This is a genomic window from Psychrobacter sp. AOP3-A1-26 (genome assembly GCF_052378235.1).
In the GTDB taxonomy this organism is placed as follows: domain Bacteria; phylum Pseudomonadota; class Gammaproteobacteria; order Pseudomonadales; family Moraxellaceae; genus Psychrobacter.
Genome location: NZ_JBQSXN010000009.1, coordinates 44,826 through 62,088, shown reverse-complemented (window position 1 = coordinate 62,088; position 17,263 = coordinate 44,826). Strand labels below are relative to the sequence as shown.

The following is a 17,263-nucleotide window of genomic DNA, read 5'->3' as shown; positions in this document are numbered from 1 at the left end:
TTGTATAAAGCCCAGCTCTTGCACTGCTTTTGCCTGCAGTCGCCCTTGATTGTCTTGCCCAACACTAAAAACAACCTCTTCACCAACATTAGGACGACGCTGAGATTTAAATTCGCTCACATGAAAAAACACCGTCTCGCCTGTTTCGGTTTCAATAAAGCCAAAACCCTTATCATCTTGCCACTTTTTCACCCGACCTTGTTGTTCATGTGCCATCGATATTATCGCTCTCTATTAGATTCGCTAAATATATTACACTATTTGCGTTACACTATTTAGGCTTACAACCTTTCTTAGATGGCTTATCATTTCTAACATCGTTCTCAACCCATTCCCGACTCCAGCAATAGGTGGCTACTATTATGACCGACTCCCAATTTATTACCCCTAATGAAGACGTACGTATCACACACGGCAGCCTTGTTAAGCTGCATTTTGAAGTATCGCTAGAAAATGGTACGGTGATTGACTCAACCTTTAACCGCGACGCTCCAGTGTCATTAACCATTGGCGACGAGAGCTTATTGCCTGGTTTTGAGCAAGTGTTGATGAACTTACGTGCTGGAGATACGCGTACGGCTCACCTTGAACCTGAGCAAGCATTTGGTGAGTGGAATCCTGACAATATTCAGCATTTTAGTCGCACCCAATTTGCATTGATTGCTGACAATCCTGAAATTGGCATGCTGGTTGAGTTTGAAGACAAAGGTAAAAACACCCTACCCGGTACGATTAGCGCCATCAAAGACGATGAGGTAGAAGTTGACTTCAACCATCCGCTTGCAGGTCAGTCGGTGTTATTTAAGGTCAAAGTATTTAAAGTCACCCCATCGGGCGTCACTGGTGTAAAGCTGATGTAAATACTAAAAACGGCTGACGATATAGTCGTTTCAAGATAAATTAGACAAAAAAAGGCTACTGGAAGTACTACAAATAATAGACTGAGTGAGCCTGACACCGTGGCCATTTTATATAGGATTGGCTATAGAATAAAAAAGGATAAATAGATGCAATATCAAACACTGCCACAACTCGATGAACAAGTCTCCAAAATCTGCTTGGGGACGATGACCTGGGGGCAGCAAAATAGCGAAAGCGATGCACACGCGCAGATGGATATGGCACTCAGCGAAGGGGTGAACTTTTGGGATACCGCTGAGATGTATCCGTCACCGCCAGATAAAGACAAGCAAGGCGATACCGAACGCTTTATGGGCACTTGGTTCCATAAGACCAAACAGCGCGACAAGGTTATTCTTGCCAGCAAAATGTCACCGATGGACTTTTTACGTGAGGGGCAAACGCGTTATACCGCTGAACAAATCAGCAGCGCCATCGATGGCAATCTTGAGCGTTTGCAAACCGATTATATCGATATCTATCAGCTGCATTGGCCTGAACGGCAAGCGAACTTCTTTAGTCAGCGCGGTTATAACGAAGCAATGGCAGCGCAGCCATTAGAGGATTTAACGCCTTTTTTGGAAACCATTCAAGCGTTAAATGATGAAATTAAAAAAGGTCGTATTCGTGCTTATGGCCTATCGAACGATACCGCGTGGGGACTGATGCGCTACTTATGGGAAGCTGACAAAAATGGTTTAATCGCGCCGATTACGGTGCAAAATCCCTACAGCTTACTTAACCGCCTCTATGAAGTTGCGATGGCAGAGATTGCCCACCGTGAAAATGTTGGTTTACTGGCTTATTCGCCGCTTGGTTTTGGTGTATTGTCTGGTAAATATCTCGATGGTCAACGACCAGCAGGGGCGCGCCTGACCAAATATGAGCGCTTTGCGCGTTATACCAATGAGCAAGCAAAGTCAGCCACCGCTCAATACGCCAAAATTGCCGCTGATGCCGGTTTGGATATGGCACAAATGGCATTGGCTTTTGTCAATTCGCGCTCGTTTGTCACCAGTAATATCATTGGCGCGAGCAGTACCGATCAGCTCCAATCCAATATCGATAGTATAAATTTAACCTTGAGCTCAGATGTATTAGCCGCTATCGAAGCAGTACATACCCAGCAACCAAACCCATCACCTTAGTTTGATACTTATTACCTATCAATAAATAGATGGTTAAAATCACTAGGTTAAAACTAAAAAAGGCGCAAATCGCAGTTATAAACCTAGCGATTTTCGCCTTTTTACTTAGTAACTTTTTATCTGAAACAGTATTATGCTTTAATTAATTTCGTTAATACGCGCTTATGTAGCTCAGCCAAACCTTCTTGCATACGTGTCTGCAATAGATCAGTCAGCTGACTTTTATTTAAGCCTTTGGGGTCTATCGGTGCCAGTGGCAAGACATAAGCGGTGACGTCTTTACTATCGAGCACCTTTTTTAAGCTATCTTTCATCGTTAGTTTACCATAATAAGGCAGTTCTTCACTTAGTGTGCCATCTTTATTGACATAAGCAATCACCAGCGGCCGTACAGGAACGTCAGCATCTATCGCCGCTTGTAACAAGGTACCATGAATACGCTTGATTCTTTTACCATCGGTAGTGGTCGCCTCAGGGAAGAATATGACCGAGAAACCTTTGGTTAAGAAGTTGGCAATTTGCGTCGCAACTGAGCCTGCATCACCGGAACCTCGCTCGATAAATACGGTGCCTGCTGCATGAGCCAATTTACCAAATACTGGCCATTCACCAATTTCAGCTTTGGATAAGAAAAAAGCAGGGCTCAGCGTACCCACTACCGGAATATCCATCCATGACACATGATTAGATACCCATAAACCATGATGTTGCTCTACTCGCTCGACTGCGATAACCTTTACGCCAAAAGAGCCTGCCATTTTGCGGCAAAAGGCTTGGATATAGCGTGGTAGTGTTTCGCGCGGCGGTTGTTTGAATGCTCCAATACGTTGGGCGGCACGCAGTCCGCCAGCGATGGTGGTGGTCATGCCAGCAATCTGTTTGCCGCGTCCCAATTGCTGTTTGAGTGAAAAGCCTGACTTAGATTGGCTCATCTGTGCCCCTCGTGGTTAAAAACTTATTGGTTAAAAAACTTATGATTATATATCGTAAACAAAGGCCATGAGTATAACAAAATTTATTAACTCAGTGACGATTTGTTCACTGAGTTATAATCTTAATGATTCTATATGGTCGAACAACGTTAAAAAAATATGCCGGGCTACTGCGATGTTTGCTTTTAATAATCACCTCTGTAACATAAAAGCATCGCTAATTGAGCGGATACGCTTTAATATCAAGCGATAAGACCACATATATATGGTCATATAAATGCTATTTCGACGTTTACTAAGGCGTTTACTCAATTGATAATAGCGATATATCTACTTTATTAAATAGGTGATACTCTTTGGATTATTTTGAAAGACATGAAGGTGGCGAACGCGCCATTATAGTACATTTAGACATCCACCAAATTCAAGACCCTGACGATCTTAGCGAGTTTGAACTATTGGCAGACTCAGCAGGCGCAGACCGCTTAGCACTGGTCACAGGCGCGCGCTCACGTCCCGACGCCAAATACTTCGTCGGTAGCGGTAAAGCAGAAGAGATCGCAGAATTGGTACGCGAACACGACGCTGACATTGTACTGTTTAACCACAGCTTATCGCCATCCCAAGAGCGAAATATCGAAGCTCTGGTAAAATGTCGCGTCCTTGATCGTACCGGCTTAATTTTAGATATTTTTGCTCAGCGTGCTCGCACCTACGAAGGTAAGCTACAAGTGGAGCTGGCACAGCTTAACCATCTATCGACTCGCTTGGTACGTGGTTGGACGCATTTAGAACGCCAAAAAGGCGGTATCGGTCTGCGTGGGCCGGGTGAAACTCAGCTTGAAACGGATCGTCGCTTATTACAGACGCGCGTCAATCAGCTAAAGAACAAACTAGAAAAGGTACGCCAAACGCGTGCCCAAGGTCGCGCACGTCGTCAAAAGTCAGACGTACCAACTATTTCGCTCGTCGGTTATACCAACGCGGGTAAATCCACTCTTTTCAATCGTTTGGTCGATGAAAACATCTACGCTGCGGACAAACTGTTTGCCACGCTTGATCCGACCTTACGTCGCCTAGACTGGCAAGGTGTTGGTCGCGTTGTTTTGGTTGATACCGTAGGTTTTGTACGTCATCTACCGCATGAGTTGGTAGAATCGTTTCATGCGACGTTAGAAGAGACACTAGAGGCGGATTTATTGTTGCACGTTATCGATTCTAGTAGCGAAGATATGCATGAGCAAATTCAAGCAGTCAAAGACGTGCTAGCTGAAATCGACAACGATGTGCCAGTGCTCAATATTTATAACAAAATTGATTTGACCGATGAGCCTGCGCATATTGGTTATGCTAGCGAAGGCCAACCCAATCGAGTGTATGTCTCCTCTCGCGAAAATCTAGGTATGGAGGAGCTATCGCTTGCCGTACAGCAGCTGCTGACTGGCGCACTGACGACGTTTGATTTGACCTTACCTTACAATGCTGGTCAATTTAAAAACACGTTATACGAGTTAGGCGTTATCTTAGAAGAAAGCTACGACGATAGCGGCCATGAATGCTTAACCATTCGTTTGCCAAGCGAAAGGCTCAAACAGCTACTTGGCCAAGCCAATCTAGAGCCTTCAGATGTCTTGCCACTGGCGCAAGCAACGTTACTAATGCCAGTACTTGAAGAGTTCGAAAAGCCTGATGAGGATGAGCAGCAGACAATGACCGAAGCCGAAGAAAAAGCCTTTGCGGAATTTGAAGCATTGAATTCGACAGCAGAAAAATCGCTCGATTCAGAAACCTAAATCATGTATTTAACGTACTTTATTTAATAGCTAAAGGACGATATCAAGCGATACCGTCCTTTTTTGTATGCTAAGGCGTGTCCTCAATTCAAGCGATTGTATCTAAATAGGCTAAAAATGGCAGCAAGCCCAATTATTCTATACACTTTATTAGTTTGCTGACTTTATATATAATCACTTTTATATGGCATTCGTGAGGATATATGCTCTCATCCTCCTATTTATACATGACGTGGCCAAAATTACTTATGAAGTCTACTCATTCCCCCAATATACCTCTATGGTTGGCGTTAATCTTAACCTTAGCCATGATTGTTTTTGTTCGTGAAGCCGCCGTTATTGTCTGTCAGTGGGCAGGTATCGAAAAAGCCGCCAATATCGTTGGGTTAATCGTGATGTTTATTATTTTGATCACGTGGCGACTGCTTAAAGGGCTACCCAACTGGCTCACTCAAGCCAGTAATACCTTATTGGTCGATAGCGGCTTTGCCTTTTTACCAGTCTCTGCAGGCGCAGGTTTGCTACTATTTGCGCTAGGTGATGAGTTGTGGGGGGCGATGCTGACCATGATTATCAGTACACTTATCCCACTTTGGGGTCTGGCGATTTTATCTAATCGCTGGTTAAATCGTGAAATAGACACTGACAGAGACAGCACTATCAACGAGCACAAGGGCCAGCTTTGAGCTGCGTGGTTAAAGGAATATGATGAGTTTTGATAGTATGTTTATGACCACCCTTGCTGCGATATTATTAACCTTAGTAGCACACGTGATAGCTCGCATACTGGCGCGCAAGCTCTCATGGTTGCCTATGGTGATTACTGCACTGGCTTTGGTGCTATTGTTTTTGTTTATTTTGCAATGGGATTACAATCATTATTATAGTGCGGCCAAACCGGTATTTGACCACCTGTTAGGCTACGTTACTGTACTGTTGGCTGTGCCATTGGCAGCCATGAACTTTAAAGGCTTGCCGGTCAAAAAACTGACGATGATTGTCATGCTGGCCAGTTTGGTTGGGGCGTTGCTACCGATGTCATTGGCGTATGTATTTTCACTCAGCCACGACACCATACTTGCTTTTGCTACTCGTTCGGTGACCACACCGATTGGGTTGAGTATCGCAGATTTAATTAAAGCACCTCTGGCTATGGCAAACCTAATTATTATTGTCTCAGGAATTATTGGTGGTACGTTGGCGCGCTTTATGTTTCGCGGTATCGATGATGATCGCGCCAAAGGGTTGGCGCTTGGCTTGGCCGCTCATGCATTTGGTACGGTAGAAGCCTGGCAAATCAGTCATACCGCTGGTCGTTATGCGGCATTTGGCTTGGCGGTGAATGGTCTAGTAACCGCCGTTTGGGTGCCTATCTTTATCACGGCGCTTTCCATTTAATCGTGTTTAATAAAACTTCTATTTAACTAAAACAAAGCTTTATTAGTAAACATAGTCGATACTGAATAAAATGAATACACCACACTATACTATACTATAGCTGATTCACTTTAAAACTGATACGAGTGCTACTGGAGTAAATTTTTCGCCGCCTCTGTCACGCCTGCGAACAGCAAGCAAGAAAAATTAGCACCAGTAGCACGGGATTATTGACGTGTCGATTTTATTTAGAACTGACTATAAGTGTCTCTTTTATATGGACCTGACTATAATAGCTCATTACCATTAAAATATTAGCAGTGATAAATAAGCTTAAAAAACAGTGGACTAAAGCATGATTCAATGCCCTTAAAAACGTTAGGGTATTGATTTTTTTACAAATTAATCGCGACTTTTGTATTTCGTTCGGATAATCACATGCGTTGAAAAGTTATTATATGTTATAGTAAGCAAGTATTATTTTTTGTATCTATTGTGAGTGGTTTTTAATTAAACGTAGTTTTGCTGGATTGATATATCAATGATGGCTGCAAACACGGCAACCGCTTAAACGCGCAAAATAATAGACCTATAAACAATATGTCTATAAACAGTGCGCCTATAGGCAAAGTAATTTGCTATGACTCGATAAAAAGTGATAACCCTATGATGAATGTTGCAACCTTAGTGACTCGCTGCTTGTCTCCTGTTTTACTCACCGCCGTTACTCTATCCAGTTTTTCTGTCACTGCCCAAGCGGGCAATATGTATATCTATAAAGACACAGGTGGCCAAGTCCTGCTGACCAATGTTAGTCCAAGTGGTAATTTCGATAAATTCACCAAAAAAGTGAAAGTAACCTACTACAAAGATTCTAAAATGTATGACGGTAGCAGCAATAACTACGGTAGCAGCGCTAGCAGCAATAGCGGAAGCCGCAACTCATACGACAGTTATATTCGTGCCTCTGCTGCGCGTCATGGCGTAGATCCTGCACTTATAAAGGCAATGATGCACACCGAGTCAGCCTTCAACCCTAATGCCCGCTCACCTGTCGGAGCGCAAGGCTTGATGCAGCTAATGCCGGCTACTGCACGCCGATTTAAAGTCAGTAATGCCTGGAATCCAGCCGAAAATATCGAAGGCTCTGCTAAATATATTGCATGGCTGATGAAGCGTTTTAATAACAATGTAGAATTTGCGATTGCAGGCTATAATGCGGGTGAAGGTAATGTCGATAAATATAACGGCATCCCTCCTTTTAAAGAAACCCGTAACTATGTCCAAAGAGTGATGAGCCGCTACCATAGCTTATATAAAAATGACGCCGGTCTTACTGAAACCAGTATGAATGCCAGTAACCAAACTGCCAATCCTAATACCAGTGGTGGCTTGCAAAACGTCAGTTACGCGACCAATAATAATACCAATAACCCCAGCTACGCCAACTCAGCCTATGCGGCATTACGCTAATATAAAAACCAGCAGTAATAGCCAAATACAAAAAGCCCGCTAATAATTAGCGGGCTTTTTGTATTTAAAAGATAAGCGATTAGCGCTATATCAAACAATCGACGTAGCACTCACTCTTTTAACATCTATACCATTCACAAAGATTAGAATCGCAAAGAAAATGAGTGCAAATACTATATCTTCAAGTACTATGTCTTATAGACTAAACAAGTTTGACACGGCCAATCTTAATTTTTGGGTTTGGTATTATTTGTTTGCCGCTTGGGTAGCAGCAACTTCAGCAGCAAAGTCTTCTTGCTTCTTCTCGATGCCTTCACCAACTTCTAGACGTTTGAAACCAAGTACTTTTACGCCTTCAGCTTTTAATACGTCACCAACTTTTTTATCGTTGTCCATCACGTATGGCTGACGTAGTAAAGTGACTTCGTCTAGGTATTTACGTAGGCCACCTTCGATCATTTTTTCAACGATATTGTCAGGCTTGCCAGACTCTTTTGCTTTGGCTTCGATGATGTCTTTTTCGCGTGCTAGTACGTCAGCAGCAACGTCTTCGTCATCGACAGCAACTGGGTTAAATGCAGCGATATGCATGGCAAGATTTTTGCCAGTTTCTGCATTACCGCCTTCAAAAGATACCACTACACCGATACGTAGGCCGTGACGGTATGAGGCAATATTAGCGCCCTCTAGCGTTTCAACACGGCGAACTTGGATGTTTTCACCGATTTTCTGTACCAATGATACGCGTGCTTCTTCAACCGTTTGACCATCGCCATACGGTAGCTCAGAGATAGCAGCGACATCAGTGACGTTGTTTTCTAGGGCAAGGTTAGCCACTTTTTCTGCAAATGCAGTGAAGCTGTCATCTTTTGCGACGAAGTCAGTTTGGCAGTTAACTTCTAACAAGAATGCTTTATTTTCGCCTTGAGCGATGATGATTGCGCCGTCAGCTGCGATGTTACCAGCTTTTTTAGCCGCTTTCGCTTGACCAGATTTACGTAGGTTATCAATGGCAGTTTCGACATCGCCGTTTGATTCTTCTAACGCTTTTTTACATTCCATCATGCCAAGACCAGTACGGTCACGCAATTCTTTTACCATTTTGGCAGATACTTTTACTTCTGACATAAGAGTTACCTTTTATTATGTATGGGGGTGCACGTGCACGATACTTATTTAGACGTATTTAAACGTGCTTAAATGCTGTTTAGCGTGTCAATAATAAGGCATGACGAGTAAAACTACATCATGCCTATTATGAGCTTATACGCTGTTAATAACTTTATATGGCTGCTAATAGGTTGACTATCAAGACATCCTTACAAAGTTAAACCTTATCGGTCAGCAATTTATTCTGCTGGAGTAGCCGCTTCTTCTGCTTTGGCTTCAGCTGGTGCTTCTTCAGTAGCAGCAGGCGCTTGCTCTGCAGCTTCTTGTGCTTGGTCAGCTTTGCCGCCAGCTTGAGTCTGTGCGTATTCTTTACCAGCGATAATCGCATCAGCCATAGAAGTTACGTACAAAGTCACCGCACGGATAGCATCATCGTTAGCTGGGATGATGTAATCAACGTCGTCAGGGCTAGAGTTGGTATCAACGATACCGATAACTGGGATACCTAGATTTTTGGCTTCTTTGATAGCAATTGCTTCGTGATCAACGTCTACAACGAAGATTGCGTCAGGTAGGCCGCCCATGTCTTTGATACCGCCCAATGAACGCTCAAGTTTTTCCATATCGCGAGTACGCTCTAACGCTTCACGCTTGGTAAGCTTAGCGAAAGTACCGTCTTCTGCTTGTTTCTCAAGCTCTTTTAGACGATTGATTGACTGGCGTAGTGTTTTCCAGTTAGTCAACATACCACCTAACCAGCGATGGTCAACGTATGGCATGCCAGCACGAGTCGCTTGCTCAGCGATGATGCCGCTTGCTGCGCGTTTGGTACCAACAAATAATACTTTGTTTTTCTTCGCAGCTAGGCCATTTACGTAAGTCAATGCTTCGTTAAACGCTTTTACGGTGTGCTCTAAGTTGATGATGTGAATCTTGTTACGCGCACCAAAGATGTATGGACCCATTTTTGGGTTCCAAAAACGTGTTTGGTGACCAAAGTGAGCGCCGGCTTGTAATAAGTCGCGCATTTCGATTTTGGTTGGATTGTTTGTAGCCATGTTAAATATCCTATTGGTTGGGTTATGCCTCCACATCACAAAAACTGCCTATCTAGCGACACGCATTTGCTTTGGATGCACGTGTATAAATACAACACATAGCCATTAAGCAAATTAATCAAGTCGCCAAACACCCAGCAATTTTTTGCCATGATGTGTGTGTCATTGGTTGATGGGTGGGTTTAAAAAAGTGAGCCATGATTTTAACTTAACAATACTAAATTATAAAAATAGCTGCGCTGTATTTTATCATATAACGCTTGGCGACTGCTAGTGCTATTATGCTGTTTGAGCGTATGATATGGTCAATCGACTATAAAAGAGGTAGATTCAAAATAGCGTTCTACTGGTATAAATTTTTCTGGCGTGCTGTGCCTGCGCAGACAGAGGCTGCAAAAAATTCATACCAGTCCCGCTGTATCGATTTTATACTGAACTCACTATATCAGTGATGGATTAAGCGATACAGATACCTATCACTGCCTTATAACCACGCCAGGTAAATGGTGTGACATAGCTTTGGCGGTCTTTGGGCAAATAAGACACGCTTGGCGCGCCCTCAACGATATGCGGCGGAGAGATAATAAACTCCGAGCCAAACTCAGTGCGCGCATTGCCAGAGATGGTATTTGCCATCTCACCCAACAAGTCTTTCATCATCGTCATTGATGAATCAGGCTCGCCCATTACTTTTATCACCTCTCGCAGCATCACACTTGGCGCACTCACATACACACAGCCTTCAAGAGGACCTGATATCTCGATGACACCACTAAAATCATAACCAACCGCACTCTTGTTATGATTTAAATAAGGGGTATCAATAGACACATCCGAGCCATCAATCTGCGCAAAAAACGCATTGATTGAGCTAAGAAACACACCTAGTTTTTCTACTTTAACCATAATATATTACTATCCATCTTTATTACGTGGCAGCAGTATTAATCCTGCAAACAGACCACAATCTCGCCTACTTGCGAATGCCAAGCGATGGGAATGATAAAAGAACGCTCATCGTTCGGCAACACGATACTTTGTGGCGCGCCTTTGAACACAAACGGTACAGAAATATGAAACTCTGAGCCAAATTCTTTACGTGCATTGCCTGCGATGGTATTTGCTACTTCACCGGCTAAATCGATATAATTCTCATCACTTTTATCGGTTTCACCCATGCTATCCAATATAGAGGACAGTAATTGACGGGTCGCCGAAAAATACACCACGCCTTTTTGTCCACCTGATATACCAATCACACCCGTATAATCATGAACTTTTGGCTGCTTGTTTTCCAACAAATAAGGGGTATCGGCAACGAGCTCTTCTCCGCCAAGCTGATTAAAATAATTGCTAATAATACTTAAAAAAATCTGTAGCTTTTGTTCTTTCATAATCACATCTACTTAAGTCGTTGAATGGTTTAGTCTTGCATCAACTCATGCAAAGATTCTACAAGCTCTTCTTCTGAAAAAGGCTTGCATAAAAATCCGCTGGCACCCAACGACAACGCTTCAATACCCGTAGCCTTATCAGACAACGCTGACACGACCAAAATACGGACTTCAGGGTCAATCGCAATGATCTTTTCAATACACTCAAGTCCGTCCATCTGCGGCATGGTCAAGTCCATGGTAATCACATCAGGACGATGAATATTGAACTTTTCAATAGCTTGAACCCCACTGGTTGCCGTAGCAACCAACATAAACTGCCCTGAATCATACGCGCGCTGAATACGGTTTCGGATGATATTTGAATCATCAACAATCATTAATTTGTACATAGCTTATCTATCTTCCTTAATTAAGCTGCAGGTAGCGTAACGACAAAACGTGTCATTTTTCCAAGTTCACTATTGACATTAAGCTTGCCATCATATTCTTTTACTTGTGCTTTGATGATATCGAGACCAACACCGCGTCCACCATCTTCATCCGCGTCGTTTCTGGTAGAGAATCCTGAGGTAAATAATTGCTTGAGCAACTCGCTTTGACTGAGCTGGCTGGCTTCTTCGCTACTGAAACGACCTCCTTGACTCAACTTAGTGCGGATGCTGTCATAGTCGATACCTTGACCATCATCTTGCACAATCAGCATCACGTTTGAACCATTATTTTGTACTTCTAAATTAATCGTTCCTATCGCAGCCTTGTCAGTCGAATGACGGATACTTGGCGCTTCAATACCATGCACCACAGCGTTACGTAATAACTGAATGCTAATCTCTTTGATTGGCTTGGCAAGACGATCTGGTATATGCACTTGGGTCAAAGTATGGCTCTTCAGCTCTAATTGCTTGCCTTGTCTTGCGGCGATGTCTTTTACGAACTCTTGATAAAAAGACAACCGATCATCGTTTGCATCATCGTCCAAATCAATATCTTGACCACCGTCAATCGCCATGTCAGCAACCGAGTTAGCACTTGACTGGCTTGAGGTTTGACGCTCAGCAACCACTGCTGTTGGAACGCTAGTATTTGCAATGTTGTCGTTTAACGCAGGCGCAGTTTGTGCTGGTATAGGTTTTGCGGTCGCAGGCGCTGAGCGGTTGATACGCTCGCCTAACGTGGCAATGGTATTTGATAAGCTTAACAAGTCATCCAAATGTACTGCTAGTGGCAAGAAATCATTGCCCGACAGCTGGCCTTGGTTTTGTAACGCATGCAGTTTGTCTTCCGCATCTGAGGCAATCTTGGTAAAACTGTGCAGTTTTAACGCAGACGCCTCACCTTTTAAGCTATGCATTTCGCGATAGATGGCTTTTAATTTGCCTTCAAGCTCGTATTGTGAGCTGCCAGGATTTTTTAAAATATTGTTCATTTTATCAATATGCATCTGAGTATTGCCAATAAACTCATTAATAATCTTTGGGTTTACATTCAAGATAGTAGTGAGCATCTCAATCTGCATATCATTTTGCGAGCGCTCTTTTTCTAGACGCTGCTCTAAATACACCGCATCTGACACATCGTGGACGTTGACCAAAATACGGGCAATGTCTTTGTTGTCATAAACACGTGAAAACTTAAAATCTAAGAAACGGTTATTCTGTGCTTTATCTCCAGAAGCATTGTGTAGCATCACTTTATGCAGGGGATTAAGAGAGTCCACCAGTTTTTCTTTGACTCGAGGGTTATAGAGCTGTTCAATAAACTGCTGTGTGGTCTTTAGGTCTTTATCAGAAATACGACCGCGCAACACATCGGTAAAGTTCTCTCCTACCAACCTATCCTCGCCGACAATATCGTTTAGTGCACGAGAATGCTGCTGACCAATATTCAAATCTTTATCTAGCAGAAATAGACCGGTATTGACCGTTTGCATAATTTCTTGGGTTTCGCGGCGCGCCGTTATCAACTCTTCATCAGAGGATTTCAATCTACGCACAAAATATAGTACGAATATGATGAAATATAAAATTGCGAATGAAATACCAAAAACTTGCAGATTCCGTAGGAACCCAGCACGCTGACCGTTCTCATTACCTAAACTATTACTAAGTGCGGTGGCATTATCATAAATACCTTGTGTACTCTCTCCAAACCTATCCTCTAAAGTACTTGCCGCTAAGACTGATTGTGAATCAACATAGCTGGTTGCTTCTTGTTTATAAGGCGTCCACAGATTTAAAGTGTTTTGTACATACTCAATCTGATCAGGCGCAACTGGAGGCTTATAAACATCTTCATCATCACGAATAGCAACATTACCGCCCTCACTAAGCGTAGTGATTTCTCTATCAAGCTCTTGCGTCAGTTGAGTTATTTTTGCCGCTTGCGACTGTAGCGCAGATGCAGGTTGCTGCTGTTGACGCATAATATTGAGTAAATATATCTCTTGGGTGAGCGTTGGAATATCACTTCGAAGGTCCGAGCTCAACGTAGTACCAGCTCGCAAATCACGAATCTTCAGTGAGTTATAAATACTAGTAACCAAAACACCTGACGTTAACAGTAAGAAGATAACGACTGAAACGACAATTGAGGTATAGCGGTTTTTAGAGATATCCAAATTTGAACGTGTAGAAGGTGCATCCACAATTAACTTCCTTGTTTAAATAGTGCATAAAATGAGATTAAAAATCTGAATGATTGATCGCTTTAATGTAGGGGCTGTATAGAATTCAGCTATGGAACTGACAGAGACTATTTTTTAGGAAATTCGACGCCAAAAATAGTAAGTTTAGTCATTCTAAGCGCGATAGTTTTGGCTAAGAAGTGGCAAAAAATAGTCCTGTTGCTTGACTGATGCTAAAATTGCCCCAGACAGTGTTGTAAATCTAGCTAAGGTCTCGACATTACCTTCGACTTACGCCTAGTCTGAAACAATTTTAGCAATCAGCAGTCCTAATAGCTGAATTCTATACAGCCCCTAGCCAAACATTTATGACATCTCTAAGCCTTAGTGTTATACAAGGCAACTGGCCATATAACCATTCAATCATCTATCCTTGAAGATTAGAGTAGGTCTAGGGCGTGTCCTACGTTTTTAGTGAAGAATTACTTTTAGCTTAAGCGTCTTTTATTAAAACCCATACCCTATCAATATCTTTTCCATAGGCACAGATATGTATTCACATAGAGGATATGTTGAAATTTCCAGATAAGTTTAGATAAGATTTTTATAAAACGTTGAATAAAAACAATCTTAGACAATATGATTTAGAAGAAATATTTTTTTATGAATGGTTGCTTAATTACAATTAAGTAAGGTTTTACACAGGTATATTGCTTTTTATTACACAAAATTACATTTTTAATCATACTAAAATGAACTTACGAATGCAACAATTTTATTTGACTTTTGTTATGGGTTAATTCTTATACTTCTTATAATACCATTTACAAAAATTAGAGTAGCAAGGAAAACGAGTACAAGTGCTACGCACTGTAGACTAAACGAGCTTGACAGGGCTAATCGTACTTTTTGGGTTTGGTATAAACATAAAAAAAGCATTTAGACGTATAATACGTGCTAAATGCTTTTTCGATATTTATTATAGCTAGCTAGAATTTATCTATTAACTACTCTGCCCGTTAATTATTCTGCATTATCAAGATTCAAGTTACGGTCGATTTGCCAAATCAAATAACAACCAAGGCTCATTAGGGAAAACATCGCGATACCCATTTTTAGGACTGGATTGACTGGGAATAAATTTAATAATAAACCCCCAAAGATACCCACTGAAAACATCAGCGATCCTTGTAAGGCACTGGCCATACCCGCACGGTGCTTTTGAAAGGCCAGTGCAATCGCTGAAGCGTTGGGCTGGGTCAAACCTAAGCCTGCGATACAAAAGAAAATACAGGCCAATACCAGTGGTAGCCACGCATCCGCACCAAGAACCATACCAATGACGAACAACACACCCGCAGAAATGACCTGCATCATCGCCCCAAAACGCAAAATACTCAAAATACGAAAACGATTGGTCAACCATTGGTTTAGCTGAGTGAGGCCCACAAAGCCCGCCGCATTCATGCCAAACAGCCAACCGAAATGTGTCGCTGATACGCCATAGGTATCCATGATTAATTCAGAGGCTGAGCTAATATAGACAAACATTGCGCCCATTAATAGCCCGCCACCAATCGCTGGATAGTTAAAAGTGGGGTCTTTTAACAAGTCCCAATATTGACTAAGGACTTCTTTGGCAGGGCGCGTATTACGGTTTTCTTCGCTAAGCGTTTCAAAAAAGAAAAACTTCGTGAGTAATAAATTAAGTGTACCAAAAGCGGCCAAAAACCAAAAAATAGAATGCCAGTTAAAAAACTGTAAAAACAGCGCACCAAGCGACGGGGCTAATATCGGCGCTAAGCCCATCACCAAAATCATAATAGAAAAGGCTTTGGCAGTTTGTTTGGCAGTCAGGCGATCTCGAATAGCGGCGCGAGTGACCACTGCACCCACACACGCACCCAGCGCTTGCATGGTTCGCCCGACAAACAATACATATTCATTATTTGTGGTCGCACAGACAATGGAAGCGACGACATATAGCGTCATGCCGATATATAAAGGCTTTACTCGGCCAACACGATCACTAAATGGCCCATAAAACAGTTGTCCAAAAACCAAACCAACAAAATAAGCAGGAACGGAGTTGGCCATAAATGCTGTTGAGACGCCAAAATCATCTGCCATCGATGGTAATGCTGGTAGATACATATCGATGGATAATGGCCCTACCGCTACGATAAGCCCAAGCATCATAATCCATGCAACAGGCAAATCAGCAGAGCGCACGCGATCAGCAGCAATCGGTTTATTGGGTAGGGAGGATTGTGGAGCAGACATATTTAGACCATTCTATAGAGTGATTATTTATTTTATTATTGATACGCTGTTTGTGTAATTTTACCTAAGAAATAATAATTTCTACAAACAATCATGCATACTTACGTCCAGTGACGCAAGCCGACCGTCTTATATCGTACTATCTGCTTGTAATTCAATAGACGTATGACGTTAATAAAACAAACTTTCACACCTAAAACAATCTATCAAGATAGGGCACACTTTTCTAACGGAACTGACGCTTACCAAACGCGGTACTGGCTTGCTTGGCTTTTCTAAGTGCCAGCTTACGGTTACGTCCGAGCATCATTTTCAGCTGCCAGACTTTTTCTTTGTATAAGGTAGTCGCAGGCTGATGATGCATGGCATTAATCACCCGTTTACTCGCCAGCACGGCATCGGGAGAGCGCTCGGCAAATTCAGCCGCAAGCTGCTGGGCTTGCTCAAGTGGCGTCTCACTACAATGACTGACGAGACCCAGCGCTTTACCGGCATCGCCATCGACCATGCGCGCACTCATTGCCAGCTCCTTTAGTACGTCTTCTCGGACCACGCCAAACGCTGATTGTGTTAAACCCATATCGGGCACTAAGCCCCACTTGGCTTCCATGATAGACAGCTGGCAATCAGGATGGCTGATACGCACATCGCAGGCGAGCGCCAATTGCAGCCCTGCACCAATACAGTGCCCTTCTAAAACGGCAATGACAGGCACTGGTAGATCACGCCACACCAGACAAACGCGTTGGAACGAACTCTGCCATGGCTTTACCAGCTCCCAAACCGCGAATGCTTGGTTTTTGGGATGGTTTAAATCGCCCAAATCGATACCCGCACAAAACGTCCCTTCCGCCCCATTGAGAATGACCGCTCGTATCGTTTTGTCTTTGCTAATGCGACCTGCTACTGCAATCAGCTCGTTCACTACTTTAAAGCTCATGGCGTTTTTTTTGTGTGGACGATTTAAGGTAACCGTTACTATATTGTCAGTCGCACTGACTTGTAAGGTTTCATACTGATAAGTGGCGATAGTATTCATAACAATCCTTATTAATGAGTAAAAAATGGCGCTGATAAGCATAGCGCTGATGGCAGTAATATTAACAGCCTTGTCCCTACGCTACCTTATCAATAACTGACTGCCACGATACGATTCACTCTTAATGTCA

At 42.8% G+C, this 17,263-nt stretch carries 16 protein-coding genes; 6 read left to right on the top strand and 10 right to left on the bottom strand.

Annotation, left to right across the window (positions count from 1 at the left end):
* The coding region (locus tag ACT3TU_RS03250) for a cold shock domain-containing protein (RefSeq protein ID WP_444784022.1) at positions 1-216 on the bottom strand (216 nt) is incomplete at its 3' end.
* A 146-nt stretch (positions 217-362) separates the two neighbouring features.
* On the opposite strand from ACT3TU_RS03250, the gene fkpB reads away from it, so the two are divergent.
* Both fkpB and ACT3TU_RS03240 read left to right on the top strand, forming a co-directional pair.
* Positions 363-860, top strand: coding sequence for an FKBP-type peptidyl-prolyl cis-trans isomerase (gene fkpB / locus ACT3TU_RS03245; RefSeq protein ID WP_444784021.1), 498 nt, complete (start codon positions 363-365; stop codon positions 858-860).
* A 147-nt stretch (positions 861-1,007) separates the two neighbouring features.
* A complete protein-coding gene (locus tag ACT3TU_RS03240) occupies positions 1,008-2,048 on the top strand; it encodes an aldo/keto reductase (protein WP_444784020.1) in 1,041 nt (346 codons plus the stop codon).
* 131 nt (positions 2,049-2,179) lie between these two features.
* Here ACT3TU_RS03240 and ACT3TU_RS03235 read toward each other — a convergent pair whose 3' ends face one another.
* Positions 2,180-2,980: a lysophospholipid acyltransferase family protein gene (locus ACT3TU_RS03235; RefSeq protein ID WP_192522535.1), complete on the bottom strand. Its 801-nt coding sequence runs from the start codon at positions 2,978-2,980 to the stop codon at positions 2,180-2,182.
* 356 nt (positions 2,981-3,336) lie between these two features.
* Here ACT3TU_RS03235 and hflX point away from each other — a divergent pair, with 356 nt between their 5' ends.
* From hflX to ACT3TU_RS03215, 4 genes are all read left to right on the top strand, one after another.
* Positions 3,337-4,773 carry a ribosome rescue GTPase HflX gene (gene hflX / locus ACT3TU_RS03230; protein ID WP_192522536.1) on the top strand — a complete coding sequence of 479 codons (1,437 nt, stop codon included), beginning with the start codon at positions 3,337-3,339 and terminating at the stop codon, positions 4,771-4,773.
* 248 nt (positions 4,774-5,021) lie between these two features.
* The gene (locus ACT3TU_RS03225) at positions 5,022-5,459 is read left to right on the top strand and encodes a CidA/LrgA family protein (RefSeq protein WP_192522537.1); all 438 of its coding nucleotides are present in this window, start codon (positions 5,022-5,024) and stop codon (positions 5,457-5,459) included.
* 22 nt (positions 5,460-5,481) lie between these two features.
* Positions 5,482-6,171: an LrgB family protein gene (locus tag ACT3TU_RS03220; protein WP_192522538.1), complete on the top strand. Its 690-nt coding sequence runs from the start codon at positions 5,482-5,484 to the stop codon at positions 6,169-6,171.
* Positions 6,172-6,816: 645 nt separating this feature from the next.
* Positions 6,817-7,623 carry a lytic transglycosylase domain-containing protein gene (locus ACT3TU_RS03215; RefSeq protein WP_444784019.1) on the top strand — a complete coding sequence of 269 codons (807 nt, stop codon included), beginning with the start codon at positions 6,817-6,819 and terminating at the stop codon, positions 7,621-7,623.
* A 246-nt stretch (positions 7,624-7,869) separates the two neighbouring features.
* On the opposite strand, the gene tsf is transcribed toward ACT3TU_RS03215, so the two are convergent.
* From tsf to ACT3TU_RS03175, 8 genes are all read right to left on the bottom strand, one after another.
* Positions 7,870-8,751 (bottom strand): translation elongation factor Ts, encoded by an 882-nt coding sequence (gene tsf / locus ACT3TU_RS03210; RefSeq protein WP_192522540.1) that lies wholly within the window; start codon positions 8,749-8,751, stop codon positions 7,870-7,872.
* A gap of 221 nt (positions 8,752-8,972) precedes the next feature.
* On the bottom strand, positions 8,973-9,791 hold the full coding sequence (gene rpsB, locus ACT3TU_RS03205) for a 30S ribosomal protein S2 (protein ID WP_192522541.1): 819 nt from the start codon (positions 9,789-9,791) through the stop codon (positions 8,973-8,975).
* A gap of 456 nt (positions 9,792-10,247) precedes the next feature.
* Entirely contained in the window at positions 10,248-10,697 is a 450-nt protein-coding gene (locus ACT3TU_RS03200) for a chemotaxis protein CheX (RefSeq protein WP_192522542.1), read from the bottom strand.
* A gap of 38 nt (positions 10,698-10,735) precedes the next feature.
* Positions 10,736-11,185, bottom strand: coding sequence for a chemotaxis protein CheX (locus tag ACT3TU_RS03195; RefSeq protein WP_444784018.1), 450 nt, complete (start codon positions 11,183-11,185; stop codon positions 10,736-10,738).
* A gap of 29 nt (positions 11,186-11,214) precedes the next feature.
* Entirely contained in the window at positions 11,215-11,577 is a 363-nt protein-coding gene (locus tag ACT3TU_RS03190) for a response regulator (protein ID WP_444784017.1), read from the bottom strand.
* Between the two features lie 20 nt (positions 11,578-11,597).
* The gene (locus tag ACT3TU_RS03185) at positions 11,598-13,832 is read right to left on the bottom strand and encodes an ATP-binding protein (protein ID WP_444784016.1); all 2,235 of its coding nucleotides are present in this window, start codon (positions 13,830-13,832) and stop codon (positions 11,598-11,600) included.
* 1,002 nt (positions 13,833-14,834) lie between these two features.
* Entirely contained in the window at positions 14,835-16,094 is a 1,260-nt protein-coding gene (locus ACT3TU_RS03180; RefSeq protein WP_192522545.1) for a multidrug effflux MFS transporter, read from the bottom strand.
* Positions 16,095-16,320: 226 nt separating this feature from the next.
* The gene (locus ACT3TU_RS03175; protein WP_192522546.1) at positions 16,321-17,133 is read right to left on the bottom strand and encodes a crotonase/enoyl-CoA hydratase family protein; all 813 of its coding nucleotides are present in this window, start codon (positions 17,131-17,133) and stop codon (positions 16,321-16,323) included.
* Between the last annotated feature and the right edge of the window lie 130 nt (positions 17,134-17,263).